General features: G+C 30.1%; 18 protein-coding genes and 1 pseudogene. 11 read left to right on the top strand and 8 right to left on the bottom strand.

What is annotated here, in order from left to right; translation table 11 throughout:
- The first annotated feature begins 119 nt into the window (after positions 1 to 119).
- Together ACH2BO_RS10605 and ACH2BO_RS10600 are read left to right on the top strand one after the other, a co-directional pair.
- A complete protein-coding gene (locus ACH2BO_RS10605) occupies positions 120 to 755 on the top strand; it encodes a LysE family translocator (RefSeq protein WP_395044717.1) in 636 nt (211 codons plus the stop codon).
- Positions 755 to 1,075, top strand: coding sequence for an MGMT family protein (locus tag ACH2BO_RS10600; protein WP_395044716.1), 321 nt, complete (start codon positions 755 to 757; stop codon positions 1,073 to 1,075). Before ACH2BO_RS10605 ends, ACH2BO_RS10600 begins: the two co-directional genes overlap by 1 nt.
- Before the next feature lie 11 nt (positions 1,076 to 1,086).
- On the opposite strand, the gene ACH2BO_RS10595 is transcribed toward ACH2BO_RS10600, so the two are convergent.
- Both ACH2BO_RS10595 and ACH2BO_RS10590 read right to left on the bottom strand, forming a co-directional pair.
- On the bottom strand, positions 1,087 to 1,887 hold the full coding sequence (locus ACH2BO_RS10595; RefSeq protein ID WP_395044715.1) for a hypothetical protein: 801 nt from the start codon (positions 1,885 to 1,887) through the stop codon (positions 1,087 to 1,089).
- The gene (locus ACH2BO_RS10590) at positions 1,880 to 2,470 is read right to left on the bottom strand and encodes a hypothetical protein (protein WP_395044714.1); all 591 of its coding nucleotides are present in this window, start codon (positions 2,468 to 2,470) and stop codon (positions 1,880 to 1,882) included. Before ACH2BO_RS10590 ends, ACH2BO_RS10595 begins: the two co-directional genes overlap by 8 nt.
- 214 nt (positions 2,471 to 2,684) lie before the next feature.
- On the opposite strand from ACH2BO_RS10590, the gene ACH2BO_RS10585 reads away from it, so the two are divergent.
- The 8 genes from ACH2BO_RS10585 to ACH2BO_RS10550 all read left to right on the top strand — a co-directional run bounded on the left by ACH2BO_RS10585 (position 2,685) and on the right by ACH2BO_RS10550 (position 6,830).
- Positions 2,685 to 3,815: a P-loop NTPase gene (locus tag ACH2BO_RS10585; protein ID WP_395044713.1), complete on the top strand. Its 1,131-nt coding sequence runs from the start codon at positions 2,685 to 2,687 to the stop codon at positions 3,813 to 3,815.
- Between the two features lie 75 nt (positions 3,816 to 3,890).
- Positions 3,891 to 4,130 (top strand): NifU family protein, encoded by a 240-nt coding sequence (locus tag ACH2BO_RS10580; protein ID WP_395044712.1) that lies wholly within the window; start codon positions 3,891 to 3,893, stop codon positions 4,128 to 4,130.
- 64 nt (positions 4,131 to 4,194) lie between these two features.
- A complete protein-coding gene (locus ACH2BO_RS10575) occupies positions 4,195 to 5,247 on the top strand; it encodes an NAD(P)/FAD-dependent oxidoreductase (protein ID WP_395044718.1) in 1,053 nt (350 codons plus the stop codon).
- 31 nt (positions 5,248 to 5,278) lie between these two features.
- Positions 5,279 to 5,491, top strand: a complete 213-nt coding sequence (locus tag ACH2BO_RS10570) for a hypothetical protein (RefSeq protein WP_395044711.1) — start codon at positions 5,279 to 5,281, stop codon at positions 5,489 to 5,491.
- Complete coding sequence (locus tag ACH2BO_RS10565; protein ID WP_395044710.1) at positions 5,469 to 5,930, top strand: hypothetical protein; 462 nt, start codon at positions 5,469 to 5,471, stop codon at positions 5,928 to 5,930. The genes ACH2BO_RS10570 and ACH2BO_RS10565 overlap by 23 nt, the downstream gene beginning before the upstream one ends.
- Positions 5,931 to 6,071, top strand: a complete 141-nt coding sequence (locus tag ACH2BO_RS10560) for a hypothetical protein (protein ID WP_395044709.1) — start codon at positions 5,931 to 5,933, stop codon at positions 6,069 to 6,071.
- A gap of 35 nt (positions 6,072 to 6,106) precedes the next feature.
- Complete coding sequence (locus ACH2BO_RS10555) at positions 6,107 to 6,493, top strand: hypothetical protein (RefSeq protein WP_395044708.1); 387 nt, start codon at positions 6,107 to 6,109, stop codon at positions 6,491 to 6,493.
- Positions 6,494 to 6,497: 4 nt separating this feature from the next.
- Positions 6,498 to 6,830 (top strand): ferredoxin, encoded by a 333-nt coding sequence (locus ACH2BO_RS10550; RefSeq protein ID WP_395044707.1) that lies wholly within the window; start codon positions 6,498 to 6,500, stop codon positions 6,828 to 6,830.
- Here ACH2BO_RS10550 and ACH2BO_RS10545 read toward each other — a convergent pair.
- The 6 genes and pseudogenes from ACH2BO_RS10545 to ACH2BO_RS10520 all read right to left on the bottom strand — a co-directional run.
- Positions 6,827 to 7,732, bottom strand: a complete 906-nt coding sequence (locus tag ACH2BO_RS10545) for a serine/threonine protein phosphatase (protein ID WP_395044706.1) — start codon at positions 7,730 to 7,732, stop codon at positions 6,827 to 6,829. The genes ACH2BO_RS10550 and ACH2BO_RS10545 overlap by 4 nt on opposite strands.
- Before the next feature lie 108 nt (positions 7,733 to 7,840).
- The gene (locus tag ACH2BO_RS10540; RefSeq protein ID WP_395044705.1) at positions 7,841 to 9,019 is read right to left on the bottom strand and encodes an acyl-CoA dehydrogenase family protein; all 1,179 of its coding nucleotides are present in this window, start codon (positions 9,017 to 9,019) and stop codon (positions 7,841 to 7,843) included.
- A gap of 230 nt (positions 9,020 to 9,249) precedes the next feature.
- Positions 9,250 to 9,975: a hypothetical protein gene (locus tag ACH2BO_RS10535; RefSeq protein WP_395044704.1), complete on the bottom strand. Its 726-nt coding sequence runs from the start codon at positions 9,973 to 9,975 to the stop codon at positions 9,250 to 9,252.
- Positions 9,976 to 10,056: 81 nt separating this feature from the next.
- A complete protein-coding gene (locus ACH2BO_RS10530) occupies positions 10,057 to 10,719 on the bottom strand; it encodes a tRNA1(Val) (adenine(37)-N6)-methyltransferase (RefSeq protein ID WP_395044703.1) in 663 nt (220 codons plus the stop codon).
- Between the two features lie 126 nt (positions 10,720 to 10,845).
- Complete coding sequence (gene rimM / locus ACH2BO_RS10525) at positions 10,846 to 11,370, bottom strand: ribosome maturation factor RimM (protein WP_395044702.1); 525 nt, start codon at positions 11,368 to 11,370, stop codon at positions 10,846 to 10,848.
- A gap of 228 nt (positions 11,371 to 11,598) precedes the next feature.
- Positions 11,599 to 12,141, bottom strand: a pseudogene (locus ACH2BO_RS10520) (30S ribosomal protein S16); the annotation flags it as partial.
- Between the two features lie 175 nt (positions 12,142 to 12,316).
- On the opposite strand from ACH2BO_RS10520, the gene ACH2BO_RS10515 reads away from it, so the two are divergent.
- Positions 12,317 to 12,519: DUF6252 family protein (locus tag ACH2BO_RS10515; RefSeq protein WP_395044701.1), on the top strand; the 203-nt coding region annotated here is incomplete at its 3' end.

Below are 12,519 nucleotides of genomic sequence, written 5' to 3'. Positions count from 1 at the left end.
TACGAAAAACAATATTTGGAAATTAATAAATCTATTACGTATATTCGTTTCAAAATAAAATAATTTTTTTTTTACTCAAATTTAAATTCAAATATCTGAATTTAAAAATTTGAACATTTATGAACATAATCATTCCTCTTTTATCGGGATTTATCGCTGGAGTAATTGGTATTATTCCGCCTGGATTAATAAACATGACTGCCGCAAAAGTAGATTTGACTGATGGTAGAAAAAGAGCAATGGTCTTTGTTTTAGGAGCTTTAATAGTTATTTTTTTTCAAACTTATATTTCAATTATTTTTGCACAGTATATCAATAGTCATCAAGAAATTGTTGTTTTACTTCGAGAAATTGGTTTGTTTATCTTTACAGTTTTGTCAATTTATTTTTTATTTTTAGCTAAAAAACCAAATATTAACCAGAAAGAATCTATACAATTAAAGAGCAAAAGAAGTCGCTTTTTTATGGGAATGTTAATTTCTGCAATCAATTTTTTCCCAATTCCATATTATGTGTTTGTTAGTATAACTTTAGCATCGTATAATATTTTTCTATTTGATACCTTTTCAATTTATAGTTTAGTTTCGGGTATTGTTTTGGGTTCGTTTTCGGTGTTTTATCTCTATGTTGTTTTCTTTAATAAAATGAAAACTAAAACCGACTATTTTATGCAAAACATGAATAAAATAATAGGAATTATAACTGCAATTGTTGCCTTAATAACTTTATTTAATGTAGTGCAATATCATTTCTAATGGAAGTTAATTTCTTTGAGAGAGTTTATGAAATAGCACGTAAAATTCCTTACGGAAAAGTAACTTCTTATGGTGCAATTGCAAAACATCTTGGCGCAGCTCGATCGGCAAGAATGGTTGGTTGGGCAATGAAAGCAAGTCATACGCTAGAAGATGTTCCTGCTCACAGAGTGGTAAACAAAAAAGGATTACTAACAGGAAAAATGCACTTTGACGGAACCAATTTAATGCAGCAACTCTTGGAAAACGAAGGGATTGTTGTTGTTGATAATCAGATTGTAGATTTTGAAAAGTTTTTTTGGACTCCAGAAAAGTTATAATTTTATAAAAATTAATCCATAATTGGTAAATTAACTTCTTGAACATACCAATATCCATTTTTTCTTTTAAAAGTAATTGTGCCATCTCCAGAATATAAGATTTTTGCATCAGTACCTTTTATTTTTGCAGAAAAATCTATATTAAAATTTGCGGTAGCATGATCATTAATTATTTGTGCAGAATCATATTTATAATATTTAATTTTAAATTTTGAAAACAAACTTCTAAAATTATTTAATGCTTCATGATTTTGTGCGTCTCTAGAATGATATTCTTCGTAAAAATTAGATTTTGTGTTTAAAAACATAGTTATAAAATTTTTGCAATCATTTTCTACGTCATATTCGTCATTTGGATGAAATTCTTCATAAGTAAAATGTGTTACCATTCCTTCTACATTCATATCATCTATTTCTTGATTAAAAAGTTCTTCAACAATGAAAGTGTAAATTAATTTACTTTCATTTTCATAATCACATAATACATCTAAAGAAATGTTTTTTTGGGATAACAATTCGTTTAATAAATGTAATTCTTCTATAAAATCAAAATCATTTTTAATTTCTTCAACTGTTTTAAATTTAGGACTTCCTAACTTCTCGTAAACTGTAATTTGCTTAACATTTTTATAAGCATTTTCAAAATTCGTTATATAATCTAAAAATTGACCTTCTATTTCTGGAGGTAATTTTCTAGAGCTTTCACCAAATATAGCATCATTTTCTAGTGATAATTTCATTTTTTTGTATTCGTTTTCTTGCTCAATGCTTAGTTTTGGCAACTCTTCTTCGTTGTTTTCTTTATCAATCATTTTTCAAATTTTTGTTAGTTATTTCTGCCAATCGAAGTAAATAATCTTCCAGTTTTTCACCTTCATTTATCGGAATCATTTCTGCTGAACTTGTAAAGCTTTCAATTAAGTTAGTGTATTTTTCAAAAGTTGTTTTAAGTAATTCTTCATCTCTAGTTTCCCAATAATATCCTTCATCAATACAAGTAAAATTATTTAAATATTTTTTACTAATATAATCAGTTAGCAAAATTAATTTTTTATGATTCTCATATCCAGAATATTGCGTTTTAGTTGCAACATAATAAATTAAATCTTCATTAATAACTTTGTCAATTTGCATTACATTAAAATTTATCAAACCAGACATTTTTCCATTAGATAAAAATGAAAAACAAAAAGGTTCAGATTCTGGTGGCGAAATCATAACTCCAAATAAATTTTCGGTATCAACTACTTCTGAAAAAGAATTATTTTCAAATTCATTTTCAAAAATAAAATACTTCCAATTATTTACTTTAGCAGCATCAACAACTTCTTCAATTAATGATTTTAAATCGAATGCGTTTTTTAAACTTCCTTTATAATGTATTGATAATCCCATAATTTAAATTGTGGAATCAAAGTTCAGATTTTTTTATAGTTATTTCCTATTTTTTTTAAGAATTTACAAATAATTACAAAAAAATAATAAAACATTATCAAGCGTTTGCTAAAACTTTAAACTCTTAAACTTTTAAACTCCTAAACTTCTTCTTATATTTGTAATCTAAAATCAGTTTAAATAAAAATAGCTGAAAATCAGAATATTCATGACAATGAAACTAGACAGAAAAGAAATCCTTAAAGCATTAGAAACCATAACAATTGCTGGCGAAGGAAAAAACATGGTCGAAAGTGGCGCAGTTCAAAATGTACTCACTTTTGGCAATGAAGTAGTTGTTGAATTAACTATTGCAACTCCAGCAATGCACATAAAAAAACGTGCCGAAGATGATATTAAAAAACTTATTCATGAACAATTTTCTCCTGAAGCAATTGTAAAAGTTAATATAAAAGTTGAAGCAAAAGAAAATCCAAACGAAATAAAAGGAAAAGCAATTCCAGGAATAAGTAATATTATTGCTATTGCTTCTGGCAAAGGTGGTGTTGGAAAATCTACCACAACAGCTAATCTTGCAGTAACATTGGCTAAAATGGGATTTAAAGTTGGAGTTTTAGACGCAGATATTTATGGACCAAGTATGCCAATAATGTTTGATGTAGAAAACGAAAAACCCATTTCAATAACGGTTGATGGTAAATCTAAAATGAAACCCATAGAAAGTTATGAAGTAAAATTACTCTCTATAGGATTTTTTACTGCTCCAAGTCAAGCGGTTATTTGGCGTGGTCCAATGGCTGCCAAAGCATTAAACCAAATGATTTTTGATGCAGATTGGGGACAATTAGACTTTATGTTAATCGATTTGCCACCAGGAACAGGAGATATTCACCTTTCAATAATGCAATCATTACCAATAACTGGCGCAGTTATAGTAAGCACTCCACAAGCAGTTGCTCTTGCAGATGCTAAAAAAGGAGTTTCAATGTTTTTATCAGAATCCATTAATGTTCCAGTACTAGGAATTATAGAAAACATGGCATATTTCACACCCGAAGAATTACCAGATAATAAATATTATATTTTTGGAAAAGAAGGTGCAAAAAACCTTGCCGAAGATTTGCAAGTTCCTTTTCTTGGAGAAATTCCGTTAGTGCAAAGTATTCGTGAAGCAGGAGATTATGGTCGTCCTGCAGCGTTGCAAACAGCTTCTTCGTTAGAAAAAATTTACGAAGAAATAGCAAGAAATGTAGTTCAAGAAACTGTAAATAGAAATTCAACTCTTGCACCAACAGAAGCAATAAAAATAACAACAATGGCCGGATGTTCTGCTGTTAAAAAATAGAGTTCTCGATTATCCAATTATTAGAATTTACAAAGTCTAACAATCTATAAATCGAATTATCCAAAAATCTAAAATATGACAAACGAAGAATTAATTTTAAACATCGAAAAAGCATTACAAGAAATTCGACCGTTTTTGAATTCAGATGGTGGCGACATTTCTCTTGTTTCTATAGAGGATGAAAAACACGTTAAAGTACGTTTTGAAGGTGCTTGCACTGGTTGTAGTGTCAATCAAATGACTTTGCGAGCTGGAGTAGAAACAACTATTAAAAGATATGCTCCACAAATAGAAACTGTGGTGAATATTGGTTAATAATAAAATCAGTAAAATCGTTGCGCGCAACGATTCTATTGTTGCAAGTAATGATTTTAAAGAAATGATAAAAACAGATATACTAATAATCGGTGCAGGACCAACTGGACTTTTTACAGTCTTTGAAGCCGGATTACTAAAATTAAAATGCCATATAATTGATGCACTTCCTCAAGTTGGAGGACAATTATCAGAATTATATCCCAAAAAACCAATCTATGATATTCCTGGTTTTCCAGAAGTATTGGCTGGCGATTTAGTGTCCAATCTAATGGAACAAATTAAACAATTTCAACCTGGTTTTACCCTAAATGAAACTGCCGAAACGATAGATAAACAAGAAGATGGAACGTTTATTGTAACCACCAATAAAGGAACAAAACACCATGCCAATGCTGTTGCAATTGCAGGTGGATTAGGAAGTTTTGAACCAAGAAAACCATTGATAGAAGATATTGCTTTTTATGATGACAAAGGCATAGAATACTTTGTTAAAAACCCAGAATTATTTAGAGATAAAAATATTGTTATTGCTGGTGGCGGAGATTCGGCACTCGATTGGAGTATTTTTCTTTCAAACGTTGCTTCATCAGTAACTTTAATTCACAGACGAAATGAATTTCGCGGAGCATTAGATTCAGTAGAAAAAGTACAAGAATTAGTACATTCTAAAAAAATTCATCTCATAACACCAGCTGAAGTTGTTGGTTTAAACGGAGCAGAAAAATTAGAATCAATAGATATTAATGAAAACGGTGCACATCGTAATATAAAGACAGATTATTTTATACCTCTTTTTGGACTTACACCAAAACTCGGTGCAATTGCCAATTGGGGATTACAAATAGAAAAAAATGCAATCAAGGTTAATAATGCCTTAGATTATCAAACCAATATCGAAGGGATTTATGCCATTGGAGATGTGAATACTTATCCTGGAAAATTGAAATTAATTTTGTGTGGTTTTCATGAAGCAACATTAATGGTTCAAAGTGTTTACCAAAGAATAAATCCAGGCAAGAAATATGTATTAAAATATACCACAGTTTCTGGTATTGATGGTTTTGATGGAACTCGAAAAGAAGCTGAGAAAGCGGTTGTAAAATCTATTGAATAATTTTTTATATTTGTTTCTTTAATAGATATTTATGGATAATTATAAAATGGATAGAACTGTTGTTTCAAAATCTACTTTTGAAGAAGCAGATGACCATGTCACTTTTTATCAAGATAAAACGCCATTAGAACGTTTAAACTATGCTTGTGATATTATCAATTCAATCTTTGATTCAACACCTGAAAAAAAAGTAGATAGAACAATTTTTTCCTCAAGAAAACATGCCGAACTTATTCAATATTGATTTTTTAGATTTTTTAGAACTATTAGACAAACACAATGTAGACTACTTATTAGTAGGCGGTTATGCAGTTATTTTACATGGTTTCGGAAGAAGTACAGGAGATTTAGATTTATGGATAAACAAAAATTCAGAAAATTACAATAAATTACAACAAGTATATAATGATTTTGGTGCTCCAATATTTTCAATTGAAGATTTTGAAAGTGAAAAATTTGATGTTTGGAGTATAGGAGTTGAACCTAGAAAAATAGAAATACTAACAAAAGTTAGTGGTTTAAATTTTGGAGAAAGTTTAACAAATTGTAAGTGGTTAGAATTAGAAAAATTTAAGGTTCCTTACATTGATTTTGACGATTTAATTAAAAACAAGAAATCAACAGGTAGATTAAAAGATTTATTAGATATTGAACAGCTTTCAAAAAACAAAAAAGATAAATAAATGCAATTAATTCATCCTGAACTTATCGATTTACTCCAAAAAGCTTATTCTGCCGAAAAAGCAGCTTCTTTTGCTTATCAAGGTCACGCAGGTTCGGTAAAAGATGTTCTTCAGAAAAAAAAATCCATCAAATTGAATTAGACGAATGGAATCATCGAGATGAAGTTTTACTAATTATGAACGATTTCGGAATCCCAATATCAAAATGGTATGAGTTTAAATTTCATGTTATTGGAAAAGTAATTTCTGCAAGTTGTTATGTAATTGGTTGGTTCATGCCATTTTATTTTGCAGGAAGATTAGAAAGCGGCAATGTTTGTGAATATTTCAGAATGAAACAGTATTTTAATTCACTCGGAATTACAAAATACGATCAAATTTTGTACGAAATGGGAATAAAAGAAAAAGACCACGAAGTCTATTTTTTAGAAAAAATAAAGAACAATAAACTATTACCCTTTTTTGAGAAAGTGTTTTCTTGGGGAAATGGTAAAGGGTTTAATAATATTGATTTGGATCAAAAATATCCTGTAGAAGAATCGATACATTATTGTAAAAAATAATCAAATGCTCCAAGACATCACTCTAAAAATCACCGACAGAAACGGACAAAGTCACGAAGTGTTAGCGCCAACAGACATGAATTTAAATATCATGGAAGTAATTCGAATGTATGAACTTGCCGAAGAAGGAACTATTGGTATTTGTGGCGGAATGGCAATGTGTGCATCTTGTCAATGTTATATCTTAAATGACATTGAATTACCTCGAATGAATGAAGACGAAGACGCAATGTTATCAGAAGCTTTCAATGTAAAAAGAAATAGTCGTTTGGGTTGTCAAATAACAATTTCACCCAATTTAGATGGTTTAGAGATAGAATTAGCTCCAGAAGATTAAATACTTTTGTAATCACTAAGATTTTGAGGCGTTTCAATATGCTCTTTTACAATTTGTAAAACACCATCTTCATTAGTATCAATATACCATTTAACTAATGATATTTTACCGTTTTCAATTTCTATACCAGTAATATTCCTTGGGTGAACACAACTTCCATCATTAAAGAAATTTAATAAATTTTCTTGTGGTTTAGGAAAATGTGGTCTGTGAGTGTGACCAACAATTGTGATGATATTTCCGTTATCGGCAATCCATTTTTTTATTCTTCTTTCAACTTTTATTAATTCTAAATAATTTTTTGCCGGACTTGTTGGGTCTTTTATTCCCCATACTTGCAAAGGTTTCCATAATATTCTAACAAAAAAGCGATTGAATTTCCAGCCCACATAATTCATAAAATCGGCTTGGTGACCATGAGTTAAAAATAATTCTTGTTTGGTTTCTGTATGTTCTAAAACAATTCCTTCGTTAAATTTTAAATCGGGCATTAAAGGCATTTTTTTACCTATTACAATATCAAAATATTCAGATAAATTCTTTTTTACAACATCTGGATTTCTATAAACCATATCATGATTGCCATAAATCATGTGAAGTTTGTTTACCAAATAAAACTTCTTTAGTAATAAGTAAACATTTTTATTAGCTTCTAAAACATCTTTAAAAAATAAATTCTCCCATAATTCATCACCATCTCCAAGTTCTATATATTGAAAATCATTTTTATAATAATGATTCAAAGCATGAAAATAAACATTCCTGTTGTTGGCAAAATCATCTGCAAAACTTCCATCACCACGATGGCAATCACTAAATAGAATGAATTTAGAATTGTTGTCAAAAGATATTCTTTTGGCTTCTTTATATGCTTTGGTTAATCTATCTTGAGATGAAAACATTTTTAATATTTGTATAAAAGTAAAAAAACAAGAATAAAAAAACTGCAAATTCGCAAATTAAATCAATATCATTTGCGAGTTTGCAGTAAAAGTAATTTAGTATAAAAACTATTTAAACGCTGGAATTCCTGTAATATCAGCACCAGTAATCAACAAATGAATGTCATGAGTTCCTTCATAAGTAATTACAGATTCCAAGTTCATACTGTGACGCATAATAGAATATTCACCTGTAATTCCCATTCCACCCAATATTTGTCGTGCTTCGCGAGCAATATGAATTGCCATATCAACATTGTTTCTTTTTGCCATCGAAATTTGAGCAGTTGTAGCTTTTCCTTCGTTACGCAAAACACCCAAACGCCAAGTTAATAATTGTGCTTTTGTGATTTCGGTAATCATTTCGGCTAATTTTTTTTGTTGTAATTGAAAACTAGCAATTGGTTTGTCAAACTGAATACGCTCTTTTGCATAACGCAAAGCAGTATCATAACAATCCATTGCAGCACCAATTGCACCCCAAGCAATTCCATATCTTGCAGAGTCTAAACATTGCATTGGCGCACCAAGTCCAGATTTTCCTGGCATCAAGTTTTCTTTCGGAACTTTTACATTATCAAAAATCAATTCGCCAGTAGATGAAGCACGAAGTGACCATTTATTGTGCGTTTCTGGAGTTGTAAAACCTTCCATTCCTCGCTCTACAATCAATCCGTGAATTCTTCCTGATTCATCCTTTGCCCAAACTACTGCAACATCTGCAAAAGGAGCATTTGAAATCCACATTTTTGCACCATTCAACAAATAATGATCACCTTTATCTTTAAAATTAGTAGTCATTCCGCTTGGATTTGAGCCATGATCTGGTTCAGTCAATCCAAAACAACCCATGAATTCTCCAGTTGCTAATTTTGGTAAGTATTTTTTACGTTGTTCCTCGGTTCCAAATTTCCAAATAGGATACATTACCAAAGATGATTGAACAGATGAGGTTGAGCGAACACCAGAATCACCTCTTTCAATTTCTTGCATGATTAATCCGTATGAAATTTGGTCTAATCCTGCACCACCATATTCTTCTGGAATATAAGGTCCGAAACCGCCAATTTCTCCTAAACCTTTTATAATTTGTTTAGGAAATTCGGCACGTTGAGCATACTCTTCAATAATAGGAGAAACTTCTCGTTTCACCCATGCACGAGCAGAATCGCGCACTAATTTATGTTCTTCTGTTAGCAAATCGTCTAACAAGTAATAATCTGGAGCTTGAAATAAATCTGGTTTCATTAGTATGTCATTGCGAGAGCAACGCAGTGAAGCGAAGCAATCTGTTTATATAAATGTAATTAGTTTCTACGAAAACGTTTGCAAAGTTACTAAAACATATTTGAGAAATTGTTGAACGATAGTTATTTTTTGAAGCTATTTCCAGCTATTCATTACAATCTTTTATTTTTTAAAGAAAAAAATAAAAGGATTTTCATTTCTATCTGGGCTAGGACTTCTCTTTAATAAACTTATTTCAGTTTTACAAATTCCTTATTTTTAATAATCAAAACATTCATCATCTCAAATTTATTTTTCTTACTAATTACTTCCAAAACACTTTTATCTGTTAATACATAATCAAGAAAAGGATTTATTTGGTCGGGATTTAAGTGTAAAGATTTGACAAAAAAATCCTCATTAAAAACAGATTCAATAAACTTTTGATAATCTATTTCTTCTTCAATGCTTATTGGTTTTTTCTTTTTTCCTTTTAATAATTTCCATATCGATTTGCCAATTTGTACAAAATCTATAGCATTAACCATTTCGCCAGTGTAAACTCCAATTACTTTTGCTTTTGTTAAATCTTTTTCAATTTTTGCTATTTTAATATCATTATAATTGGCGACACTATTAAATTTTAATTTATTATCAATTTTTACTTCTTCAATTTCAATAGGTTTTTTTATTAGATTGATTATAAGTTTTTTATTTAGATTTTCATGAGTGATTTTTATTTTTATATCGTGATAATCTTTAGAAATAAAATAAAGTGTTTCATTAATAGTTGCTTCGATATTAAAAACTCCATTTTTATCAGATGTAGCGCTTTTTTTGGTGCTCAAATTAACAACATCTATCGATTGTAATGCTAATTCATTTGATACAATTTTACCATAAACTTGTCTTCCTGTTTGAGAAAAGCTATGAAAAAAAGATAAAATAATAATTAAAAATGAAGATTTTAATTTCAAAATATAAGGTTTCGTTAGAAAAATTGAAACTGTAAATTTAACTAATTCAATATAATAAAGAATTTTAAATTGTGAATTTTTTTACATCTTCAAATAAAAATCTTTAGTAAGACTGATATAATCATCAGTATATTCATGACGATTAATTTCAATAACCAATTCCTCAACTTCTAAAACAGAAAGTTCTAATCGCTTAAAAGCCAATAAACTTCTAACAATTGGAGTTGTATGCGAACCTTTTACACGAGTAATTTTTATAGCAAAAAGTTCAACTTCGGCACATAAATCTATAAATCGTTTTTCTTCTTTAAAAGGAATAATTACTGCAAAAATTCCATTTTCAGACAATAACAAATCGGCAGCGTCAATTAAATCTTCAAATGGTAATACATCTTGAAATCGAGCCAAATCTCTTTGAGAGTCTTTGCTTTTGTAATCTTCACTATAAAATGGAGGATTGGAAATAATTAAATCATATTCATCCTCAGGTTCATCAATGAATTCATCCAAACCTGCATGAAAACAAAATAATCTTTCCAACCAAGGAGAGTTTTCAAAATTTTCTACGCATTGTTCGTAGGCATCTTCGTCTATTTCTAAGGCATCAATTTGTTCAGCATTGCTTCTTTGAGCTATCATTAATGACAAAATTCCAGTTCCAGCTCCAATATCCAAAACCGAAAAAGGATTATTGTCAATTGGACACCAAGCACCAAGTAAAACAGCATCTGTGCCAATTTTCATAGCGCATTTATCTTGTTGAACGGAAAATTTTTTGAATGAAAACAAATTGATTAACGATTGAAGATTAACGAATTTTGATTTTTGAAGCTTTTAACGGAACACTAAAAATGGTTACCGAACACTTTTCTAAAGATACATTTCAACAAGTCCTTCTGGCAAATCCATAATAACTTTCTTATTCTCTCTATCAATTTTAACTAAAAACTGATCAATCATTGGAACAAGAATTTCTACATTTCCATTTATAACTTCAAATAAAGGTTGTGCAGAAGAATCATTTATTGACACGATTTTTCCGAAAACACCTATGCGTTTGTCTTCAATTTCAAAACCTATAACTTCATGAAAATAAAATTTGTTACCTTCAAGTTTAGGTAACATAGAAATAGGAAGATATACTTCGCAGTTTATTATACTGTCTGCTTCTTGTTCATTATCAACATCTTCAAATTTAACTCTAAGAAAGTCATTTTTATGCAAAGAAGAATTTTCAATAAAAAATGGAACCAAATTTTTGTTGTATTCAACAAAAATTGATTCCATGTTTTCATATAACTCAGGCTCATCAGTATCTAAATAGATAAGAACTTCACCTTTAAAACTAAATTTTTTAGCGATTTTGCCCAAATAGAAACAATCCTCTTTACGCATTATCGCTATATATTAAGCTTCTTTTTCTTCGCTAGCTTCTTCTGTAGCTGGAGCTTCAGTTGCTTCTGCAACAACTTCTTCTGTAGCAACAACTTCAGCTTCTGGAGTTTCAGTTACTTCTGCAACAACTTCTTCTGTAGCAACAGCTTCAGCTTCTGGAGTTTCAGTTACTTCTGCAACAACCTCTTCTGTAACAACAGCTTCAACTTCTGGAGTTTCTGAAGTAGGAGTTTCAGTTACTTCGGCAACAACAGCTTCAGCTTCTGGAGTTTCAACTACTTCTGCAACAGCTTCTTCTTCTGTAGCTTCAGATACTTTTGCAGCTTCTTCCGCTTTAGTTGCACGTTTTTCATTAGCTACTTTTTCAGCTTTTAAAGCTTTAGATTTAGCATCAGCTTGTTTTTTAGACAATCCGTCTTTTTTAGCATCAACTTTTCCAGCTTTTTCTTCAATCCAAGCAGCTAATTTAGCATCAGCTTGTTCTTGAGTTAAAGCACCTTTACGAATTCCACCATCAAGGTGATGTTTCAATAAAGCACCTTTGTAAGAAAGAATTGCTCTAGCAGTATCTGTTGGTTGAGCACCATTGTGTAACCATTGTACCGTTTGGTCAAGGTTTAAATCAATAGTTGCAGGATTTGTGTTTGGATTGTAAGTCCCTAATTTCTCAAGGTATCTACCATCTCTTTTTGAACGAGCATCAGCTGCTACGATCCAGTAAAAAGGTTTTTGTTTTTTACCGTGTCTTTGTAATCTAATTTTTACTGACATAATCTTTTGATTAATTTGAGGTTCTCGACCTCGGTTATTTTAAAGGGTGCAAAGATATAAAACTTTTTAACTCGACCAAACACTTTTATAAAATAGTTTTTATTAGAATATTTGTTAAAAAAGTGTGTCAATTCAGTAAAAAAACTATTTTTGTAGTTGAAATTAAAAATTTAAAATGAAAAAGTTATTTTCCCTAATCGTAATTTTAGTAGCTTTTAGTTCATGTCAAGATGAAGTAAAGTTCAATAATCCAGGTTTTCAAGCATTCCGAGATGATGTTTTATTTAAAGGAGTTGATGTTAGAGCATACAAATCTACATCTGGAGCATTAAGAATTGTTGCACTTGCACTAGATGAAGAAGTTGAACTAAAAATCAC

This window comes from Flavobacterium sp. (genome assembly GCF_043773265.1).
Lineage (GTDB): Bacteria > Bacteroidota > Bacteroidia > Flavobacteriales > Flavobacteriaceae > Flavobacterium.
The sequence above is the reverse complement of the archived record's forward strand: the minus strand, read 5'-3'. Positions and strand labels throughout refer to the sequence as shown.